We start from the raw sequence: 19,697 nt of genomic DNA, 5'->3' as shown, positions 1-19,697 counted from the left end.
GGTGAACAACATGAGGAAACGAATTCCTGATTTTGAAGAGGAATTAGAAGTTGAGCGAGTGGAAGAAAAAGAAAGTTTACCGCCGCGTAGTGAAATTCATAGAAATAAAGAGAAAAAACAAAAGTTTAAAATAAATCACATTTTCGTCCGGGTTTTAACATTTCTATTCATTCTGCTGCCGATTAGTATTTTGTGGTACACGGATAAATATATTCAGGTGAAGGGTGATAGTAATAATGCTGGAAAAAGTGCGTTTGAAGTAATCTTCTTTGATTCAGCTAAATCTGAGTCGCAGAAACATTCTGAAAAAGTAATAACGCATACTGTGAAAGAGGGAGAAACTTTAGAAAGTATAGCGAAGCAATATTTTTCAGATGGAAATGGAATTGAAGTAATTAAAAAGTATAATAACTTGCAAGAAGATGAAGTGAGTGCGGGTCAAGAATTAAAAATTCCGATAAAAGATAAGTCCACAAAGCAAGAAAGCTAGCGAGTTAAGCGATCACAGTTTGTTATAAAAGCCTAGGATTATCTTTATGAGGAGGGAGTCAAAAATATGATATGGATTATATTATTCAGTACTCTCATAGGCATGGGGATTTTATTACTTTTTGTGATGTATAAAGAAGCGATGCGTAATACGGTGTTGGAACATACTTTAGTATTTAAAGAATTTCCGAAAAGTTTTCAAAAAGTAAATGTGTTTTTTATTTCTGATATTCATAGAAGGGTCATTTCGAATTTGTTAATTGAACAAGTAAAAGGAAAAGTAGATCTCGTAATTATCGGAGGAGATTTAGCAGAGAAAGGTGTCTCTTTATCAAAAATCTCTGCGAATATTCAAAAGTTAAGAGAGATAGGTCCTGTATATTTTGTGTGGGGAAACAATGATTATGAGATAGAATATCATGAATTAGATGCGTTATTATTAGAAAATAACGTAAAAGTTTTAGATAATACAAGAGTGGTATTTGAGTCTGAATTAGGAGAGAAAATTTGTTTGCTCGGTATAGATGATGTTGGATTGCACCGTGATCGTCTAGATTTGGCATTGGCGGATTGTAAAGAAGATGGTTTTCGTATCCTAGTTAGTCACAACCCTGATATAATAAAAAAAATGTCTGGAAATGAACAGATTTCACTTGTGTTAAGTGGACATACGCATGGAGGACAAATCCGATTATTCCCATCTAAAAAATATTTAAAAGGTGGCGTATATAACCATTTGAATACGATTCTCTTTGTTAGTAATGGGTATGGAACAACATTGATACCACTTCGTTTCCGAGCACCTGCTCAAACACATATCATTACATTGTGCGGAGGGAAATGATGCCAACTTTTAGTGGGAAATATAATATAAAAGCCGTTTCGAATATAATTGGAGTTCAGCCGAGTACGCTTCGTGCATGGGAAAGACGATATCAAATTATTGCCCCAAAGCGGAATCAAGCTGGGCATCGCTTATATACAGAAGAGCATATTCAAATTTTAAAATGGTTAATGGAAAAAGTTTCTTCCGGTATGATGATTGGACAAGCAGTTCAGTTATTAGAAGAGAATCGTTTGCAGAGTACAGTTCAAAAAGAGATACATTTCGATAAAGAAGTTGTTTTAGTGGACGATTTGCTACAAGCTTTGTTAAAATTTGATGAAATTACAATTGCTGCATTATTAAACGAAGCTTTTAGTATATATTCAACTGAAAAGGTTGTTGCCAGTATCGTTCTTCGAGTGACAGACAAATTATTAACGTCAAAAAATAATAATGAGATTTTAATGGTGCAATTTCAATATGCACTATCATTTTTACAAACGCGTCTAGGGATGGTGTATCACAATGCCTCAATGTTTTCCTCTTTACACAAAGTTATTGTGTTAGAAAAGGATGCATTGAAAGGATTTATTTTTTCAACTTATTTACGCTTAAAAGGATATGAGGCGATATATATTAGGACAAGCTTAGCTGAAGATGGTATGTTATCAGCGGTAGAGGAAATACAGCCGAAATATGTATTTATATCTTTTGCTGACGAACAAGAAATGAAAAAGACGATGAACTTTATAAATTTATTACAAGAAAAAAGGGAATCTCTTTCTGTTGGATTTATCGGAAAGCTAGGCGTTCTAAACCAGTTGGACATTGAAACAATCTTAATTGGTGATACGAAAGAAGAATGGGATGGATGGTTAAAAATGTCGGAATAGTTGTTCGAAAAGAACCATCTATTTTCTATTTCATATAATAAAAATTAGATGCATTGGTTACGTAGGGAGGGTATGAGATGAGGCTGGAACGATTAAATTACAATAAGATAAAAATTTTTCTAACATTTGATGATTTATCTGAACGAGGATTAACGAAAGAAGATTTATGGAGAAATGCACCGAAAGTACAGCAATTATTTCGTGATATGATGCAAGAAGCAAATAAGGAATTAGGGTTTGAAGCAGATGGTCCGATTGCAGTTGAAGTGTTTTCTCTACAAGCACAAGGGATGGTTGTAATTGTAACGAAAGAAAATCAAGAAATGGATACAGATGATGAGTTCCGTGACGAGTTTATTGAAATGCAAGTGACTCTAGATGAAAGTGAGCATATATTATATGAGTTTGCTACTCTAGATGACGTAATTAACCTGTCGAATCGCTTATATAACCTTGGTGTAACTGGCGGAAAGCTATATACGTGGGATGAGCGCTTCTATCTTTGGGTGGAAGAAGAGGAACAAATTCAATTGTTAAAGGCGGATTTTATAGCTATTTTAGCGGAATACGGTAATCCGTCTACAGCAACCATTTATCGCATCATGGAGTACGGTAAAGAATTAATGGATGTTAACGCGATAGAACAAATACACAATTACTTTGTGAAAAAACAAAACCTCAGCTAATACAACATAGCTGAGGTTTTGTTTTTATTTGGAGAAGGGAAGGGATGATTGTAAATACTCGAACATACTTTTTGAAAATAAAATATGCAGTTTTATGGGAGTGTGGTTGATGAAAATAAAAAATATTTAAATATTTAAGTATTTTACTTTTCTAAAAGTAATAAAAGGACTATAATAATAGTGAAAACGCTTGCAACAGAAAATAGTTTGTATATATTTGTTAGCGTTTTCTATTGCATTCCAAATTTAAGGGTGTATACTAGGCAATGAAGGTTTACTAAACAAGTGAAATTACAGGGGGTTTACTTACTATGGTAGCCGAAAAGGGAACTCAAACAAAAACACAACAACAAAGGGAACAACATTTTGAACTATTGAATTCAACACAAATTGTTATTAGTGAAGCGTTAGAAAAATTGGGTTATCCAAACGAAGTATATGAATTATTAAAAGAACCAATTCGTATGATGACAGTGAAAATACCAGTTCGTATGGATGACGGGACTGTTAAAATATTTACAGGATATCGTGCGCAACATAATGATGCTGTTGGTCCAACGAAAGGTGGAATTCGCTTCCATCCGAATGTAACAGAAAACGAAGTGAAAGCACTTTCAATCTGGATGAGTTTAAAATGTGGTATTGTTGATTTACCATATGGTGGAGGTAAGGGTGGAATTATCTGTGATCCACGTGAAATGTCATTCCGTGAGTTAGAAAGATTAAGCCGCGGTTATGTACGAGCAATTAGCCAAATCGTAGGTCCGACGAAAGATATTCCAGCTCCAGATGTATTCACAAACTCTCAAATTATGGCGTGGATGATGGATGAGTATAGCCGTATTGATGAGTTTAATTCACCAGGATTTATTACAGGTAAACCGCTTGTATTAGGTGGATCACATGGACGTGAAACAGCAACAGCGAAAGGTGTAACAATTTGTATTCGCGAAGCTGCTAAAAAACGTGGCATTGATATTAAGGGTGCACGCGTTGTTGTTCAAGGATTCGGTAATGCTGGTAGCTTCTTAGCTAAATTTATGCATGATGCAGGTGCGAAAGTTATTGCAATCTCAGATGCTTACGGCGCGTTACATGATCCAAACGGATTAGATATTGATTATTTATTAGACCGTCGTGATAGCTTCGGTACAGTAACAAAGCTATTTAACAATACAATTTCAAACAAAGAATTGTTAGAACTTGATTGCGATATTTTAGTACCAGCTGCAATTGAGAACCAAATTACAGAAGAAAATGCTAATGATATTAAAGCAAAAATCGTTGTTGAAGCTGCAAATGGTCCAACAACATTAGAAGCGACTAAAATTTTAACAGATCGCGGAATTTTGCTTGTTCCAGACGTGTTAGCAAGTGCTGGTGGTGTAACAGTATCTTACTTTGAGTGGGTACAAAACAACCAAGGTTACTACTGGACTGAAGAAGAAGTAGAACAACGTTTAGAAAAAGTAATGGTAAGATCATTTGATTCTATTTATGAAACAGCACAAGTTCGTAAAGTGAACATGCGCTTAGCGGCGTACATGGTTGGTGTTCGTAAAATGGCTGAAGCAAGCCGCTTCAGAGGTTGGGTATAAAATATTATATCTTGAGAAAACGTGATTTCCTTTCGAGGGAATCACGTTTTTTTGTTGAAGTATTAAATGAGGTGTTGTATATGGAGAATGAAATGCTGGAACGAGTAGAACAATTAGAAGAGAAGGTTAAGAGGTTAGAGGGAGAACTTGCAAGAACGATGAAAGCTCGAAAAATAAGTACCGTTCGGATGTTCGGGGAAGGGCTACTGTTTTTGGTATTTGGTGTGGTTGTAGTAGGGCCGATTATTGCCGTTGTAATCTCGATTTTTACTTGGCTTGCTGAAAAATAAAATAAAAATAAAAAGAACGCTTGTTCTATACGAACAAACGTGCTATACTCTCCTTAGATAAACAAAACGGAAATGATTTTAAGGAGAGATAAATGATGAAAATGACAGTAGACCAAAGATTTATGATGCCAGCAGATGTTGTAGAGCGAGTGGAAGTATTACGAAACAAACAAAGCAAGCGTGGCACATTATTACAATCGGTAAATAAATTTTTCGGTTTAGATACGAAAGAAGATTGTGTTTGGTTTTACGGTTTTTATGGAGTGGCTGTAAGTATCTTGTTGTTTATGGTGTTCACTTCAAATATTTTCGATTTTCTCTTCGCGTAAGAAATATGCGATAAGGACATTGCTACCGAATACATATATAAGGAAGTAAGGTAATCTTCTAGAGCGGGAGTTGGTAGCAATGGCGATGTTTCCTATAGAGCGCAACTATATTGGATATGGAAGTTCACGACCGGGGATTCCTCTGACTAAAGTGAGATTTATTGTAAGCCATGATACGGGGAATCCTGGAAGCAATGCGATAGGGAATCGAGATTACTTTAATGAATTACAACCGAAAGCTTCGGCGCATACATTTATAGATGATAAAACAATATTGGAGATTATTCCTATAAATGAAGTTGCGTATCATGTTCGATATGGTGTGCCGACGGATAATGACTTATATGGCTATGACGCGAATAAGGCGGCCATTGGAGTGGAACTTTGTTATGGTGGTGATGTTAACTTTTGGGAAGCATATAATCGTTTTACATGGTATCATGCGTATTTATGCCAAAACTTTGGCTTAAATCCGAAAAAAGATATCGTGTCACATAAAACGCTTGATCCAGCTAGAAAGATTGATCCTGAGAATGTATTAGGGAAACAAGGTATTAAATTTCAGCAGTTTTTAGCAGATGTCTATCGGATGTACGTTTCGTTTAGATGACAAATATATGAAAAATGAATACAATAAAGATAGGTGCCTACTGCTGTAAGTAGGTTTTTTCTTGTTTTTATAAATAGTGTATTGGTAGAAGACTAGGAGTGGACGAGTATGCAGAAAGAAACAGTTATTATAATCGGAGGCGGTCCGTGCGGATTAGCGGCTGCAATTTCGTTGCAAAAGGTAGGGATAAATCCGTTAGTAATTGAAAAAGGAAACATTGTAAATGCCATTTATAATTATCCAACTCATCAAACATTTTTCTCTTCTAGTGAAAAATTAGAAATTGGTGATGTAGCTTTTATTACAGAAAATCGTAAGCCAGTTCGAAATCAAGCGCTTGCGTATTATCGTGAAGTAGTAAGACGTAAATCTGTACGTGTAAATGCTTTTGAGCGAGTGGAGAAAGTTCAAAAAGATGGAGAAGTTTTTCAGGTTGAGACGACAAAGCGTGACGGAAGTAAGGAAATATATATAGCGAAATATATTGTTGTAGCAACTGGATATTATGATAATCCAAATTATATGAATGTTCCAGGTGAGGAATTGAAGAAAGTAGCTCACTATTTTAAAGAGGGGCATCCTTATTTTGATCGAGATGTAGTAGTTATAGGTGGGAAAAACTCGAGTGTAGATGCCGCGTTAGAACTTGTTAAATCTGGTGCACGTGTAACGGTACTGTATCGTGGAAGTGAGTATTCACCAAGCATAAAGCCTTGGATTTTGCCGGAATTTGAGGCGTTAGTACGAAATGGTACAATTCAAATGCATTTTGGGGCTCATGTGAAAGAAATTACTGAGCATACATTAACGTTTACAGTTGATGGTGAAGCTCTTACAATCAAAAACGATTTTGTATTTGCGATGACTGGTTATCATCCTGATCATAGCTTCTTAACGAAGATGGGTGTTCAGATTGATGAAGAAACAGGACGTCCAATTTATACAGAGGATAGAATGGAAACGAATGCTGAAAATATTTTCATTGCAGGTGTCATTGCTGCTGGAAATAATGCAAATGAAATATTTATCGAGAACGGGAGATTTCATGGAGATGCGATTGCGCAAACCATTGCATCAAGAGAAAAATAAAAAGGAGCTGTCGGGAAAACCTCGACAGCTCCTTTTTATTCGTGCATAAACATATTTTGAATGGATTCATGAGAATTTGTATTCTCTAATGCAACAAGTAATTTAATGCGTGCTTTTTGTGCATTTAAGCCGTATGTGAATACAATGCCCATATCTTTTAAGTGTTTACCGCCACCTTCATACGAATATACGTCTTGAACGATACCGTTGAAACAGCGAGAAACTAATACGACAGGAATACCTCTATTTAATAATCTTTCTAGACTAGGTAGTGTTCTTGGAGGGAGATTACCTTGTCCAAGAGCTTCGATAACAATGCCGTCTACAGGAAGATTTTCGATTGCTGCTAATAATGTATCATCCATGCCAGCATATGCTTTTAGAACAACTACATTTTTAGACACTTTGTTTATCGTATATGTTTCGTGATGTACTAAAGCGTGATGGAAGACAACGCCGCGTTTTGTTACCATTCCAATTGGTCCGTATTGTGGGCTTTGGAATGTTGCAACATTACTTGTATGTGTTTTCGTTACATTTGTAGCGCAATGAATTTCGTCGTTTAATACGACTAAAACACCTTTTTCTGCAGCTTCATCACAACTAGCAACTTTTACAGCTGATAAGAAGTTATATAGACCATCAGCACCTAACTCATTGCTAGAGCGCATTGCACCTGTCACTACGATCGGAATAGTTGCTTGTACTGTTAAATCTAAGAAATAAGCTGTTTCTTCTAATGTATCCGTGCCATGCGTAATGACTACGCCATGAATGTTGTCTTGTTTTACTCTTTCATCAATGATGACTTGTAATTGTAACATTTCGCTCGGTGTCATATGAGGAGATGGTAGGTGGAACACATCTTCAACGATTAAATCAACATCGCCTTCTAAATCAGGAATGAATTTTAAAAGAGGATTTTTTTCACCTGGTTGTACGACCCCAGTTTCTTTATCTTCCTCCATTGCAATTGTTCCACCTGTGTGTAAAACTAGGATTCTTTTCAATGCTTATACCCCTTTCAAGTAAAAAAATACATTTAGAACATAACATGTTTTGAGTAAATTCGACAATGGAAATGTATAAAAGTATGCCTCGAAAATGACAATAAAATTAACTGCTATATGTACGATGTATAAAATCATGAAACGAAATGTGCAAATATAGTATAGGAGGGAAGAATTCCGGTGAAAAAGATGGAGAGAATTTTTATTCGTATATTAATAATACAATTCATTTGTCTTTCTGTTGTGCAATTGTTATTTATACATAAGTCATCAGTGAAATATTTATCTAAAATTGTTTATTATGAAGGTGTCATGGTAAAAAACAAAGTGGAAATCTTGCAGGTGAATAGGTAGTTTTCATTTTCTTCTATGAAGGATTATGCTACAATAATTGAGGATTTAATGACGTGAAGCAAATGAGAAGAAGCAGGGTGAACACCTGCTTTTCGTTTTGTTTTATAAGTGAAAAAATGAGGTGTTACAATGGATAAACGAATTTCAATTGCTATAGATGGTCCAGCAGCTGCTGGGAAAAGTACAGTGGCAAAAGTTGTTGCGAAGGAACTTTCTTACGTTTATATTGATACAGGCGCAATGTACCGTACGCTTACATATGCAGCCCTTGAACAAAAAGTAGACATTGAAAATGAAGAGCAGTTAATGGAAGTTGTAAAGAATGTAAATATTGAGTTTCAGCAAGGAGAAAATACACAGCTTGTATTTTTAAATGGACAAGATGTTTCTGAAGTAATTCGTACACCTGATGTGACGAATCGAGTATCTATTGTAGCGAAACATCGCCTTGTTCGTGAAGAAATGGTACGTCGTCAGCAAGAGTTAGCGAAAAAAGGCGGCGTTGTAATGGACGGCCGTGATATTGGTACACATGTATTACCGGATGCTGAAGTGAAAATCTTTATGCTTGCTTCTGTTGAAGAAAGAGCGGAAAGAAGACATTTAGAAAATTTAAATAAAGGTTTCGATTCTAATTTAGAGCAGCTAAAAGAAGAAATTGCTCAGCGTGATAAATTAGATTCAGAACGCGAAGTTTCTCCACTAAAAAAGGCTGATGATGCATTGGAATTAGATACGACTTCTTTATCAATTGAAGAAGTTGTCCAAAAAATTATGAGCATTGTTTCTGGAGTGTTTGCGAAATAAAGAAAGGGGATAGTCCTCTTTCTTTTTTTGTTTAAATAGAAATGTAAAGGATACGTGAATTGTGAGTCTCTTTCCTTGACAAATGAGCTGATTTGTAAGAAGTTAGTTAAAGAGGAATGAAACTGTCAGAATATATTCGCTATTATATTTCAAAACATACTTTTTTCAAGCTGGTTTTGCTGTATACTATTTATATAGGTTTAATATATTTTCTTGTGAATGTTATTGAAAAAGAGTATGTGATGAGAAATTCTTAAACATGCAAATGAAAACTTTGTTTTCATTTCGTATATACATAAAAAATGCTTTGTCAATTCTGTAGGGAGGTATTTCCATGGTAGAGAAAATGAATGAAGAAGTTATGGATTCAAAAGAATTACAAGTTGGTGACGTTGTTACAGGTTCTGTAACGAAGGTTGAAGAGAAACAAGTGCTTGTAAATGTTGGATACAAAACAGATGGCGTAATTCCAATTAGTGAATTAGCTAACGTTCATATTGAAAAAGCAAGCGATGTTGTAGAATTAGATCAAACACTAGAGTTGAAAATTATTAAATTAGAAGAAGATGATCTTGTCTTATCTAAACGTGCTGTTGATGCAGAAAAAGCATGGGTAGAACTACAAGAGAAATTTACTTCTGGTCATGTATTTGATGTTACTGTAAAAGATATTGTGAATGGCGGATTAGTTGTGGACCTTGGTGTTCGCGGTTTTATTCCAGCTTCACTTGTAGAAGTACATTATGTAGAAGACTTTACTGACTATAAAGGTAAAACATTAGCGGTGAAAATTGTTGAATTAGACCGTGAAAAAAATCGTGTAATCCTTTCGCATAAAGCGGTAGTAGAATTAGAACTAGATTCTAAGAAAAAAGAAGCAATTTCTTCATTAAAAGAAGGGGACGTTGTTGAAGGAACAGTACAACGATTAACTGACTTTGGCGCATTCGTTAACGTTGGTGGAGTGGACGGTTTAGTTCACATTTCACAAATTTCACACGAACGTGTAGAGCAACCTTCTGAAGTGTTAGAGCAAGGTCAAAAGGTTAAGGTAAAGGTGTTATCTGTTGATGCTGATACACAACGTATTTCTTTATCAATTAAAGCAGCTCAACCAGGACCTTGGGAAAACGTTGCTGGCGAAATAAAAGCTGGAGATATTCGTGAGGGAGTAGTAAAACGCCTTGTTACATTTGGTGCATTCGTTGAGATTTTACCGGGCGTTGAAGGGCTTGTACACGTATCTCAAATTGCAAATCGTCACGTGAAAAATCCGAATGAAGTATTGGAAATGGGACAAGAAGTAAAAGTGAAAGTACTTGAAGTTCACGTAGCAGAGAAACGTATTTCTTTAAGTATAAAAGAAGCGCTTGAGGAAAATAATGTAACTGAAGATTATAGTCAGTATGAGCCAAATGCTGATTCTGCTACTTTCCAATTAAGTGATATTATTGGTGAACAACTGAAAAAATTAAAGAAATAATGAGGGGTACAAGTGGTAAGGGCAAAACGTAAATTAGATCATATTGAATACGCTCTTTCTACTGGTCAGTCTCGTACGCATGGCTTTCATGATATTGATTTTGTGCATCAAAGCTTGCCAAATTCAAATTATGACACAATAACATGTGAAACAAAAATCGGCGAACTTTCACTAAGTTCGCCGATTTTTATCAATGCGATGACTGGTGGTGGAGGAGAGAAAACGTTACATATTAATGAGCAATTAGCATATGTAGCGAAACATCATAACCTTGCTATGGCTGTAGGTTCGCAAATGGCGGCGTTAAAAGATGAAAGTGAAGCTGCTTCTTATAAGGTGATTAGAAAGGTAAACCCAAATGGTATTTTCTTTGCTAATTTAGGTAGTGAGGCAACTATCGAGCAGGCAGAGCGCGCCGTTGATATGATTGAAGCGAATGCATTACAAATTCATTTAAATGTCATACAAGAGTTAACGATGCCAGAAGGAGACCGTGATTTTACTGGAGTACTTCAGCGCATTGAGAAAATTGTTTTAAATAGTAAAGTTCCTATCATTGTAAAAGAAGTTGGATTTGGGATGAGTAAGGAAACAATGCAACAGTTAGTGAACGTAGGTGTAACAGCAATTGATATTGGTGGGCAAGGTGGTACGAATTTTGCTGCTGTTGAAAACGAAAGAAGACAGCGAATGCTTTCTTATTTTAATAACTGGGGCATACAAACAGCAACCTCGATTATTGAAGCAACCTCTACAAATAATAACCTCTCTTTTATTGCATCTGGGGGTATACAAACAGCGCTTGACGTAGCGAAAGCAATCGCATTAGGGGCGAATACAACTGCGTTTGCTGGTTATTTTTTACGTATTTTAATGCAAGATGGTATCGAGAAGTTAGTAGATGAAATTGAGCTTCTACATACAGATTTGAAATTTATAATGACAGCTCTTGGTGCGAAGACGATAGAAGAGTTGCAATCTGTACCTCTTGTTGTAAAGGGTGAAACATATCATTGGTTAATGCAGCGTGGTATTGATACTGCGCATTATAGTAGGAGATAAAAAATCAACCATTCGGTTGATTTTTTTTGTTCTATTCTTTTTCGTAATATAAAGTGGAGAATGGAATTAGTATTATATAAAAATATCATTTCGTAAAAATTGTAATTGAAAAAGGGTTGAAAAATGTAGGTGGTGTGTTGTCGAATTACTGGAGAGAACTTAATTTTTAATGGGAATAGGTGAAGGTAAAAAGAAGTAATGGGAGGATATAGTGCGCGAAATATTATTTCAATATAAATAGAAATCATTAAACTGATTATGTAAAAGACGGTTTCGTACAATATAGAAACCGTCTTTTTGTATTAATTAGTGCTGGTTTTGTTTTCGAGCCTGTTCTGGTGTATCAAGTCCAGTTGCACCTGGATATTGTAGTGATTGATCACGATCGGATTCAACGCGGCGTGATTCTCGTAGTTTTCGTTCTTGGCGATCTTTACCCATAATGAATAACACCTCCTTGTTAAAAGTGTTGCTGTTATAAGAAAAAACTATGCGTAAATAAAGTGGATTAACTTTCATAAAAAGTTCCCATAATGGAAAACATAGGAGGTGAAGTTGATGGATGGAAGTACTTTTTATTTTGTAGCTTGGATAGGGTGGATCATTGTAACCTTTTTTATGAAAAAGGACCCTATCCGGTGGAAGTTAGGCGCTTGTATACTGATTTTTATAATTTGCTCTCCGTTACATGTAACGATTGCCTCATTCGTGGTATCAGTAAATGCTCTTTTACTTTGTATTATTTCTTTTATAGGGATCACGCTATATTCTGTCTGGAAAAAAGTGTATAGCTTACTTTCGGCACTTATTATTGTAATGTTATATACAAGTTTTCATCTGTTAGAAATATATGATCCGATTTGGATTGTGGTGGATAGAGTGTTTCTGCTAAGTAGTGCTCTTGTGTATGCATCGGTGTTATTGCATGGGGATCGCATATTACGATTATGTTCTCTATATGTAGGGATGTTACAAGGAGAGCTGCTAGTGACATTTATTTTTAGGAAATTGAATTTTCCATATGATTACGGTAGTTTAGCATTTTTTGATATCGTCGCCATTTCTACATTATTCATGGCAATATTGTTTTGGATTGCAAAAGCATCAGTATACATGGAACGGTTTAAGAGAAAAACACGTAAAAGAAAGGCGAGGGTAATACATGACTGAATATACACCAGCCATTTTATGCGGCGTAATAGCGGGGACAGTTACAAGGGTGCTAATGCTTCGGACGGATACGCGGCAATATCCGACGAGGCTACATGGGAAAATTATTCATATTGCAATGGGGTTAATTGCAGCTGCTTTAGGAGCGATTGCAATCCCGTCTATTTTGAAAAAAGATTTTTCTGCCATTACATTTCTTACATTAGCAGCGACACAATTTCGTGATGTACGTAATATGGAAAGAAATACGCTTCAACAATTAGATGGGTATGAGCTCGTACCGCGTGGAAATACATACATTGAAGGAATTGCATTGGTTTTTGAAAGTCGCAACTATTTGGCAATGTTAACGTCGTTTGCAACGACGTTTGCGTATATAGGATTCCGTTCATGGATTGCAGGAGTAATTATGGCTATAATCGCATTTTTTATCGCGAAAAAATTAATGTCTGGTAAAAGGCTACATGATCTTGTTGAAATTGAGCACGTTCCGCTTCGTTTTGAAGGAGCAGGGCTTTATATTGACAATATTTACATTATGAATATTGGATTGCCAGCAAGACAAGAAGAAATTATGAAATATGGTATGGGTTTTATTTTAAAGCCGAAATCAATTGATGCGATGGTTACAATCTCAAATTTAGGGCAACGACAAGCTATTTTACACGATGTTTCAGTAGCGTTAGGGATTTATAGAGATTCTGGTACACCAGCGCTTGTACCGTTAGCAAAGCGTGATTTAGAGGATGGCAGGGTTGGGATTTTTGTCCTGCCGCAAGATCAAGATGCAGAGAAAGCGATAGGTGTCATAGGAAATGTACCAACGTTAGAAAGTGCTGTCCATATGTCATCGGAAGCCCCAAAAGGAAGGGGAGATAAGAGATGATGTTAGAAAGTGTTATTCTGGCAGTTATAACAACGACTCCAGAAAAATTTGCAGGTGGTGCTCCTTTATTCGTTTGCGAATCGACGGAGGAACTAGAATTTGTTGCAAATAATTTAGAAGCAATTTTAGATGGTATTGCACATCGCTTACAAGAGAATGTATATATTATTGTGAAACATTAGCAACGTGTGTTATAATGTGAGGTGTTTTGATACGTTGAGAAATATTCTGGAATGCAAATCCCTTCTTGCACAAAGAAGGGTTTTTTACATAATAAACAGAAGCAAGTTGAAAGGATGAAAGTATATGCCGAAACCAGTAATAGCGATAGTAGGTCGCCCGAACGTAGGGAAATCTACTATTTTCAATAGAATTGTTGGAGAAAGAGTTTCAATCGTAGAAGATATTCCAGGTGTAACGCGCGATCGTATTTATAGCGCTGGAGAATGGTTAAATCATGAATTTAACATTATTGATACGGGCGGAATTGATATTGGAGACGAGCCGTTTTTGACACAAATTCGTCAACAAGCTGAAGTAGCAATTGATGAAGCGGATGTTATCATTTTTATGACAAACGGTCGTGACGGTGTAACAGCAGCTGATGAAGAAGTTGCAAAAATTTTATATCGTTCAAATAAACCGGTTGTACTTGCAGTAAATAAAGTGGACAATCCGGAAATGCGCAGTGACATTTATGACTTTTATGCATTAGGATTTGGCGAACCATTCCCAATTTCAGGTACACACGGATTAGGGTTAGGTGACTTACTAGACGAAGCTGCACAACATTTTCCAAAGATTGAAGAAGACGGATATGATGAAGACACAATTCGTTTCTCTTTAATTGGACGTCCAAACGTAGGGAAATCATCACTTGTAAATGCTCTTCTTGGTCAAGAGCGTGTAATTGTTAGTAATGTAGCAGGAACAACTCGTGATGCTGTCGATACACCATATAGTAAAGATGGAAAAGATTATGTAATTATTGATACAGCTGGTATGCGTAAAAAAGGAAAAGTGTATGAAAGTACAGAAAAATATAGTGTACTTCGTGCGCTAAGAGCGATTGAACGTTCTGACGTTGTTTTAGTCGTTTTAGATGGTGAAGAAGGAATTATTGAGCAAGATAAAAAAATCGCTGGATATGCTCATGATTCAGGGCGAGCTGTTGTTATCGTTGTAAATAAATGGGATGCAGTGAAAAAAGACGAAAAAACAATGAAAGCATTTGAAGAAAATATCCGTGCTCATTTCCAATTCTTAGAATACGCACCAATTGTGTTCTTATCTGCAAAAACGAGAAAACGTACACAAACATTAATACCGGTTATCGATGAGGTAAATGAAAGTCATAGTATCCGTATTCAAACGAACGTATTAAACGATGTAATTATGGATGCGGTAGCGATGAATCCGACGCCAACTCATAATGGTAGCCGTCTGAAAATTTTCTATGCAACACAAGTTGCGGTAAAACCACCGACATTTGTTGTGTTTGTAAACGATCCAGAATTATTGCACTTCTCATATGAGCGTTTCTTAAAGAATCGCTTACGTGAATCATTTGGCTTCGTAGGAACGCCGATTCACATTATCGCTAGAGCAAGAGACTAATGGAGAGGATGTGATTTTATGACAAAAATCACAGTAGTAGGAGCAGGTAGCTGGGGAACAGCGTTAGCGATGGTATTAGCTGACAATGGACATGATGTACGTATTTGGGGAAATCGCCCAGAACTTATGGATGAAATTAATACGAAACATGAGAATAGTCGATATCTCCCAGGCATTACATTGCCAAGCACAATCGTAGCCTACTCTTCTTTAGAAGAAGCATTAGTAGATGTAAATACAGTACTGCTAGTAGTACCAACGAAAGCGTACAGAGATGTATTACAAGAGATGAAAGAAATTGTTACTGAACCAATTACTTGGATTCATGCGAGCAAAGGAATTGAACCTGGTACGTCAAAACGTATTTCGGAAGTGATTGAGGAAGAAATTCCAGAGCACTTAATTAAAGATGTTGTTGTACTGTCTGGACCGAGTCATGCTGAAGAAGTCGGTTTACGACAAGCGACAACAGTTACGTCTGCAGCAAAGCGTATGGAAGCGGCTGAGGAAGTACAAGATTTATTTATGAATAGTTATTTTCGTGTATACACAAATCCAGATATCGTTGGAGTTGAACTTGGTGGTGCGTTAAAAAATATTATCGCATTAGCTGCTGGTATAACTGATGGTCTTGGATTAGGTGATAATGCAAAGGCGGCATTGATGACACGTGGTTTAACAGAGATTGCTCGTTTAGGAAGAAAAATGGGCGGGAATCCGTTAACGTTTGCTGGTCTAACTGGTATGGGAGACTTAATTGTAACTTGTACAAGTGTTCATAGCCGAAATTGGCGCGCTGGAAATATGCTTGGAAAAGGACACTCTTTAGAAGAAGTGTTAGAAAGCATGGGTATGGTTGTGGAAGGTGTAAGAACAACGAAAGCTGCTCATGAATTGGCAGAGAAAATGGAAGTTGAAATGCCGATTACAGCTGCTTTATATGACGTGCTGTTCAATGGGAATAACGTAAAAGATGCAGTAGGCTCATTGATGGGACGTGTTCGAAAACATGAAGTGGAAGCTATACCTGATTTACTGTAAAGAAAAGCGACAGAAGTACATTTGTACTTCTGTCGCTTTTTTATTTTTTGGGTCTTTTCACCATTTTTTCATTTTTGCATAGGATGAAGAGTAACTTGAGGAGAGGGTGAAAAGAATGGATAATAATATTTTTAATAATATTGAGAAGGAAGCGAAAGTAAATAAAGAGGATATTTTTAAATTAGCATCATCCGTGCAAAATGCGAATTTACGTGATGAAACTGTACTTCGTCAATTAATTCATCAAGTGGCTCTTATGGCGGGACGTGAAGTGCCGAAAGAGCAAGAGGATCAAATTGTAAAAGCGATTATTAATAATAATATGCCAACAGATTTTGGCTCGTTAAGCAAAATGTTTAAAAAATAAATTATGAGAAACAAAGAGTTTGGAGATTGCATATGATAGCCATGAAAGAATGGGAATAGAGCTGTTTTTGGGCATATTTGGTCAACCGAAGCGAGAGATACAATCGCTTCGGTTTTATTTTTGCCTAGATTGGTGAGAAATGCTGGAAAACCTATTGATTAAAGTTACATACTCGCGATTTGTAGTAAAATGTTCTTTTTGTATTTGTTTAAAGATTTTAATTTGTTAAAATAGTATAAAAATAGATTAATAAAAAGGGGTGTGTATATGTCAGAAGGGCTTATGAAAATGTGGTTGGCTTTAGGGGCAATTGGATTTATGTTTTTTGCAGTAAGTTTTATTTTATTAAGTAGACATAGAATAAAGAATAAATTTTTGAAAGGGATTACAGCGTTAGTAGCGTACACCCTTATGATTGTGTCAGGAATTGTTATTTTTCTTGTTGTATTTAGTGGACCTGTACAGCAGTAAATGGAATGGTCTCGAAAATACTACATACGGAGCAAATTAGATTAGTATGAAAAGGTGATGCTAGTGAAAAAATTCCATATTATTTTAATATTTTGTTGTATGAGCCTTTTAACGGGGTGTCTGTATCCGAAAGAAAATATGAAGCAAAATGCGGTTCCTTATGAAGATCAGCTACAGGTTGTTCAAAAAGCTGTTGTGACATTTAAGGAGCAAAATGATGGGATATTGCCAATTAAGACGAGGGATATGAGTACACCTATTTATCAAAAGTATCCAATCGATTTTCAACAGATTGCCCCGCGTTACATACAAGAAGCGCCAGGGAATGCGTATGAAAGTGGAGGAGTATATCAATACGTATTAATAGACGTTGAAACAAATCCGACAGTAAAGTTAATTGATGTTAGGATGGCTGAACAAATTCAGGAACTATCTTTAAAGCTTAGGATGTATCGTGATGAACATCAATATCCACCTTTTAAAAAAGTAATTTCAGATGGTGTATATGAATTGGATTTCAAAAAACTAGGATATAAAGATGTGCCACAAGTGACAAGTCCATATTCTGGTAAAGGACTTCCTTTTGTAATTAATGAAAAAGGAGAAGTTTTTGTTGATTATAGAATCGACTTATATGACGCTTTGAAAAAAAATGAAGGGCAGTTTACAGAGGGAGAAGATATTCGAAATATACTTTCGAAAGGTTCCCCGTTTGTACCAGCTTATTCTTTACCGTACACAGTAAAGGACGGAGAACCAATTTTTTTAAAATGATAAGTCATGAACCTTTCTTTTAGTGAATAAGTTCTAGAAGAAAGGTTTTTTATGTTATACAACTTACGATGCAAACAAAAGATATTTTTTAATAGTCATATGAAATTGGACAAAATTATATGATATATTGTCCGAACTTCTAGAATACCATTATATTATATCAGATATTATAGGCAACGTTAGAGAAGGTATTAGTTGACTATAAACGCGGAATTATTCCCAAAAATTTTGAGGGAGGGAATCACTTGGAAAAGGTAGATATTTTTAAAGATATTGCAGAACGAACAGGCGGTGATATTTATTTTGGAGTTGTAGGAGCTGTTCGAACAGGGAAATCAACATTCATTAAAAAATTTATGGAACTCGTAGTTATTCCAAATATTGAGAATGAGTCTGACCGTCAAAGAGCGCAGGATGAATTGCCTCAAAGTGCTGCTGGTCGTACAATTATGACGACGGAACCGAAGTTTGTTCCAAACCAAGCGGTTTCTATCGAAGTAGATGAAGGACTTGAAGTGAATATTCGATTAGTAGATTGTGTTGGATATACGGTTCCTGGAGCGAAGGGCTATGAAGATGAGAATGGCCCGCGTATGATTAATACCCCTTGGTATGAAGAACCTATTCCATTCCATGAAGCTGCAGAAATCGGCACGCGTAAAGTAATTCAAGAACATTCAACAATTGGTGTTGTAATTACAACAGATGGAACAATTGGTGAAATTCCAAGAAGAGATTATATAGAGGCAGAAGAACGCGTTGTAAATGAGTTGAAAGAAGTAGGAAAACCTTTCATTATGATAATTAATACGGTACAGCCGTATCATCCAGATACAGAGCAATTACGCCAAAGTTTATCAGAAGAATATGATATCCCGGTTATTGCAATGAGTGTGGAGAGTTTAAGAGAAACAGATGTATATAATGTACTTCGTGAAGCGCTATTTGAATTCCCTGTATTAGAAGTGAATGTGAACCTTCCGAGTTGGGTAATGGTGCTAAATGAAGGGCATTGGTTGCGTCAAAGTTATCAAGAAGCAGTTCAAGAAACTGTGAAGGATATAAAACGTCTTCGTGATGTGGATCGCGTTGTTTGGCAGTTTAGTCAATATGAATTTATTGATCGAGCGAGCCTAGCTGGCATTGATATGGGGCAAGGTGTGGCGGAGATTGATTTATATGCGCCAGATGAATTATATGATCAGATTTTAAAAGAAGTAGTAGGAGTAGAAATTCGAGGGAAAGATCATTTATTAAAGCTTATGCTCGATTTATCTCATGCGAAAATAGAGTACGATCAAGTGGCGGATGCACTGCGTATGGTTAAGCAAACAGGATATGGTGTAGCAGCACCTGCATTAGCGGATATGAGCTTAGATGAGCCAGAAATTATTCGTCACGGTTCAAGGTTTGGTGTGAAGTTAAAAGCGGTAGCGCCATCTATTCATATGATTAAAGTAGATGTAGAGTCAACGTTTGAGCCGATTATTGGTACTGAAAAGCAAAGTGAAGAATTAGTTCGTTATTTAATGCAAGATTTTGAAGATGACCCGTTATCAATTTGGAATTCTGATATATTTGGACGTTCACTTAGCTCGATTGTTCGAGAAGGAATTCAGGCGAAATTATCTTTAATGCCAGAAAATGCTAGATATAAATTAAAAGAAACGCTAGAAAGAATTATTAATGAAGGATCTGGCGGATTAATTGCGATTATACTATAAGAAAAAATCCCTCTCATTGTAGAGGGATTTTTTGTTTTTTTTTATTATAAAATAGAAAAATAAACAGTCATTATCTAATACATTGTTGTAAATTGTCAAGTTTCATCAGATTTTCACATTT

At 36.0% G+C, this 19,697-nt stretch carries 24 protein-coding genes; 22 read left to right on the top strand and 2 right to left on the bottom strand.

Going from position 1 to position 19,697, the window contains the following annotated elements:
• The first annotated feature begins 10 nt into the window (after positions 1-10).
• The 9 genes from HMAS_RS16765 to HMAS_RS16725 all read left to right on the top strand — a co-directional run bounded on the left by HMAS_RS16765 (position 11) and on the right by HMAS_RS16725 (position 6,810).
• Positions 11-490: a LysM peptidoglycan-binding domain-containing protein gene (locus HMAS_RS16765; protein WP_001231553.1), complete on the top strand. Its 480-nt coding sequence runs from the start codon at positions 11-13 to the stop codon at positions 488-490.
• 66 nt (positions 491-556) lie between these two features.
• A complete protein-coding gene (locus HMAS_RS16760) occupies positions 557-1,333 on the top strand; it encodes a metallophosphoesterase (RefSeq protein ID WP_000637791.1) in 777 nt (258 codons plus the stop codon).
• The gene (locus HMAS_RS16755) at positions 1,333-2,208 is read left to right on the top strand and encodes a MerR family transcriptional regulator (RefSeq protein WP_116344929.1); all 876 of its coding nucleotides are present in this window, start codon (positions 1,333-1,335) and stop codon (positions 2,206-2,208) included. Before HMAS_RS16760 ends, HMAS_RS16755 begins: the two co-directional genes overlap by 1 nt.
• Positions 2,209-2,285: 77 nt before the next feature.
• Positions 2,286-2,894, top strand: coding sequence for a genetic competence negative regulator (locus tag HMAS_RS16750; RefSeq protein ID WP_001235402.1), 609 nt, complete (start codon positions 2,286-2,288; stop codon positions 2,892-2,894).
• A gap of 311 nt (positions 2,895-3,205) precedes the next feature.
• Positions 3,206-4,492 carry an NAD-specific glutamate dehydrogenase gene (gene gudB / locus HMAS_RS16745; RefSeq protein ID WP_000225173.1) on the top strand — a complete coding sequence of 429 codons (1,287 nt, stop codon included), beginning with the start codon at positions 3,206-3,208 and terminating at the stop codon, positions 4,490-4,492.
• 80 nt (positions 4,493-4,572) lie between these two features.
• Positions 4,573-4,782: a hypothetical protein gene (locus HMAS_RS16740; protein ID WP_000426763.1), complete on the top strand. Its 210-nt coding sequence runs from the start codon at positions 4,573-4,575 to the stop codon at positions 4,780-4,782.
• A 92-nt stretch (positions 4,783-4,874) separates the two neighbouring features.
• Complete coding sequence (locus tag HMAS_RS16735) at positions 4,875-5,111, top strand: DUF3961 domain-containing protein (protein WP_001983018.1); 237 nt, start codon at positions 4,875-4,877, stop codon at positions 5,109-5,111.
• A 79-nt stretch (positions 5,112-5,190) separates the two neighbouring features.
• The gene (locus HMAS_RS16730) at positions 5,191-5,721 is read left to right on the top strand and encodes a peptidoglycan recognition protein family protein (RefSeq protein WP_001240655.1); all 531 of its coding nucleotides are present in this window, start codon (positions 5,191-5,193) and stop codon (positions 5,719-5,721) included.
• Between the two features lie 108 nt (positions 5,722-5,829).
• The gene (locus tag HMAS_RS16725) at positions 5,830-6,810 is read left to right on the top strand and encodes a YpdA family putative bacillithiol disulfide reductase (protein ID WP_001168524.1); all 981 of its coding nucleotides are present in this window, start codon (positions 5,830-5,832) and stop codon (positions 6,808-6,810) included.
• Between the two features lie 35 nt (positions 6,811-6,845).
• Here the strand turns inward: HMAS_RS16725 and ansA are convergent, their stop codons facing one another.
• Positions 6,846-7,820 (bottom strand): asparaginase, encoded by a 975-nt coding sequence (gene ansA / locus HMAS_RS16720; RefSeq protein ID WP_000822010.1) that lies wholly within the window; start codon positions 7,818-7,820, stop codon positions 6,846-6,848.
• Positions 7,821-8,000: 180 nt separating this feature from the next.
• Here ansA and HMAS_RS27715 point away from each other — a divergent pair, with 180 nt between their 5' ends.
• The 4 genes from HMAS_RS27715 (at position 8,001) to HMAS_RS16705 (ending at position 11,526) form a co-directional block, all read left to right on the top strand.
• Entirely contained in the window at positions 8,001-8,174 is a 174-nt protein-coding gene (locus HMAS_RS27715) for a YpfB family protein (RefSeq protein WP_000738057.1), read from the top strand.
• 129 nt (positions 8,175-8,303) lie between these two features.
• On the top strand, positions 8,304-8,981 hold the full coding sequence (cmk, locus tag HMAS_RS16715) for a (d)CMP kinase (protein ID WP_000361252.1): 678 nt from the start codon (positions 8,304-8,306) through the stop codon (positions 8,979-8,981).
• Positions 8,982-9,315: 334 nt separating this feature from the next.
• The gene (gene rpsA, locus HMAS_RS16710) at positions 9,316-10,464 is read left to right on the top strand and encodes a 30S ribosomal protein S1 (protein ID WP_000229559.1); all 1,149 of its coding nucleotides are present in this window, start codon (positions 9,316-9,318) and stop codon (positions 10,462-10,464) included.
• Between the two features lie 12 nt (positions 10,465-10,476).
• Positions 10,477-11,526, top strand: a complete 1,050-nt coding sequence (locus HMAS_RS16705; protein ID WP_000251036.1) for a type 2 isopentenyl-diphosphate Delta-isomerase — start codon at positions 10,477-10,479, stop codon at positions 11,524-11,526.
• A gap of 306 nt (positions 11,527-11,832) precedes the next feature.
• Here HMAS_RS16705 and HMAS_RS16700 read toward each other — a convergent pair whose 3' ends face one another.
• Complete coding sequence (locus HMAS_RS16700) at positions 11,833-11,967, bottom strand: YpzI family protein (protein WP_000513900.1); 135 nt, start codon at positions 11,965-11,967, stop codon at positions 11,833-11,835.
• Positions 11,968-12,084: 117 nt separating this feature from the next.
• On the opposite strand from HMAS_RS16700, the gene HMAS_RS16695 reads away from it, so the two are divergent.
• From HMAS_RS16695 to spoIVA, 9 genes are all read left to right on the top strand, one after another.
• Positions 12,085-12,696, top strand: coding sequence for a YphA family membrane protein (locus HMAS_RS16695; RefSeq protein WP_116344928.1), 612 nt, complete (start codon positions 12,085-12,087; stop codon positions 12,694-12,696).
• Positions 12,689-13,582: a YIEGIA family protein gene (locus tag HMAS_RS16690; protein WP_000141596.1), complete on the top strand. Its 894-nt coding sequence runs from the start codon at positions 12,689-12,691 to the stop codon at positions 13,580-13,582. The genes HMAS_RS16695 and HMAS_RS16690 overlap by 8 nt, the downstream gene beginning before the upstream one ends.
• Positions 13,579-13,764, top strand: a complete 186-nt coding sequence (locus HMAS_RS16685) for a capping complex subunit for YIEGIA (protein WP_000979059.1) — start codon at positions 13,579-13,581, stop codon at positions 13,762-13,764. Before HMAS_RS16690 ends, HMAS_RS16685 begins: the two co-directional genes overlap by 4 nt.
• A gap of 124 nt (positions 13,765-13,888) precedes the next feature.
• The gene (gene der / locus HMAS_RS16680) at positions 13,889-15,199 is read left to right on the top strand and encodes a ribosome biogenesis GTPase Der (protein ID WP_001125893.1); all 1,311 of its coding nucleotides are present in this window, start codon (positions 13,889-13,891) and stop codon (positions 15,197-15,199) included.
• An 18-nt stretch (positions 15,200-15,217) separates the two neighbouring features.
• A complete protein-coding gene (locus HMAS_RS16675; RefSeq protein ID WP_000161763.1) occupies positions 15,218-16,240 on the top strand; it encodes an NAD(P)H-dependent glycerol-3-phosphate dehydrogenase in 1,023 nt (340 codons plus the stop codon).
• Between the two features lie 115 nt (positions 16,241-16,355).
• Positions 16,356-16,607: a stage VI sporulation protein F gene (locus HMAS_RS16670; protein WP_000369754.1), complete on the top strand. Its 252-nt coding sequence runs from the start codon at positions 16,356-16,358 to the stop codon at positions 16,605-16,607.
• Positions 16,608-16,874: 267 nt separating this feature from the next.
• Entirely contained in the window at positions 16,875-17,078 is a 204-nt protein-coding gene (locus HMAS_RS16665; RefSeq protein WP_001289008.1) for a DUF2768 domain-containing protein, read from the top strand.
• Between the two features lie 63 nt (positions 17,079-17,141).
• Positions 17,142-17,852 carry a hypothetical protein gene (locus tag HMAS_RS16660; RefSeq protein WP_000713407.1) on the top strand — a complete coding sequence of 237 codons (711 nt, stop codon included), beginning with the start codon at positions 17,142-17,144 and terminating at the stop codon, positions 17,850-17,852.
• Between the two features lie 245 nt (positions 17,853-18,097).
• Complete coding sequence (gene spoIVA, locus HMAS_RS16655) at positions 18,098-19,576, top strand: stage IV sporulation protein A (RefSeq protein WP_000416519.1); 1,479 nt, start codon at positions 18,098-18,100, stop codon at positions 19,574-19,576.
• Positions 19,577-19,697: the final 121 nt, after the last annotated feature.

The organism is Bacillus sp. HMA207, from assembly GCF_003402455.1.
Lineage (GTDB): Bacteria > Bacillota > Bacilli > Bacillales > Bacillaceae_G > Bacillus_A > Bacillus_A cereus.
The sequence above is the reverse complement of the archived record's forward strand: the minus strand, read 5'-3'. Positions and strand labels throughout refer to the sequence as shown.

Bases quoted from the DNA above. Each gene is read 5' to 3' on its own strand.
- HMAS_RS16685 (WP_000979059.1), top strand. From the start codon at position 13,579: ATGATGTTAGAAAGTGTTATTCTGGCAGTTATAACAACGACTCCAGAA.
- rpsA (WP_000229559.1), top strand. From the start codon at position 9,316: ATGGTAGAGAAAATGAATGAAGAAGTTATGGATTCAAAAGAATTACAA.
- cmk (WP_000361252.1), top strand. From the start codon at position 8,304: ATGGATAAACGAATTTCAATTGCTATAGATGGTCCAGCAGCTGCTGGG.
- HMAS_RS16690 (WP_000141596.1), top strand. From the start codon at position 12,689: ATGACTGAATATACACCAGCCATTTTATGCGGCGTAATAGCGGGGACA.
- gudB (WP_000225173.1), top strand. From the start codon at position 3,206: ATGGTAGCCGAAAAGGGAACTCAAACAAAAACACAACAACAAAGGGAA.
- HMAS_RS16665 (WP_001289008.1), top strand. From the start codon at position 16,875: ATGTCAGAAGGGCTTATGAAAATGTGGTTGGCTTTAGGGGCAATTGGA.
- der (WP_001125893.1), top strand. From the start codon at position 13,889: ATGCCGAAACCAGTAATAGCGATAGTAGGTCGCCCGAACGTAGGGAAA.
- HMAS_RS16695 (WP_116344928.1), top strand. From the start codon at position 12,085: ATGGATGGAAGTACTTTTTATTTTGTAGCTTGGATAGGGTGGATCATT.
- HMAS_RS16725 (WP_001168524.1), top strand. From the start codon at position 5,830: ATGCAGAAAGAAACAGTTATTATAATCGGAGGCGGTCCGTGCGGATTA.
- HMAS_RS16760 (WP_000637791.1), top strand. From the start codon at position 557: ATGATATGGATTATATTATTCAGTACTCTCATAGGCATGGGGATTTTA.
- HMAS_RS16755 (WP_116344929.1), top strand. From the start codon at position 1,333: ATGCCAACTTTTAGTGGGAAATATAATATAAAAGCCGTTTCGAATATA.
- HMAS_RS16675 (WP_000161763.1), top strand. From the start codon at position 15,218: ATGACAAAAATCACAGTAGTAGGAGCAGGTAGCTGGGGAACAGCGTTA.
- HMAS_RS16740 (WP_000426763.1), top strand. From the start codon at position 4,573: ATGGAGAATGAAATGCTGGAACGAGTAGAACAATTAGAAGAGAAGGTT.
- HMAS_RS16750 (WP_001235402.1), top strand. From the start codon at position 2,286: ATGAGGCTGGAACGATTAAATTACAATAAGATAAAAATTTTTCTAACA.
- HMAS_RS16670 (WP_000369754.1), top strand. From the start codon at position 16,356: ATGGATAATAATATTTTTAATAATATTGAGAAGGAAGCGAAAGTAAAT.
- HMAS_RS16735 (WP_001983018.1), top strand. From the start codon at position 4,875: ATGATGAAAATGACAGTAGACCAAAGATTTATGATGCCAGCAGATGTT.
- HMAS_RS16730 (WP_001240655.1), top strand. From the start codon at position 5,191: ATGGCGATGTTTCCTATAGAGCGCAACTATATTGGATATGGAAGTTCA.
- HMAS_RS16700 (WP_000513900.1), bottom strand. From the start codon at position 11,967: ATGGGTAAAGATCGCCAAGAACGAAAACTACGAGAATCACGCCGCGTT.
- HMAS_RS16765 (WP_001231553.1), top strand. From the start codon at position 11: ATGAGGAAACGAATTCCTGATTTTGAAGAGGAATTAGAAGTTGAGCGA.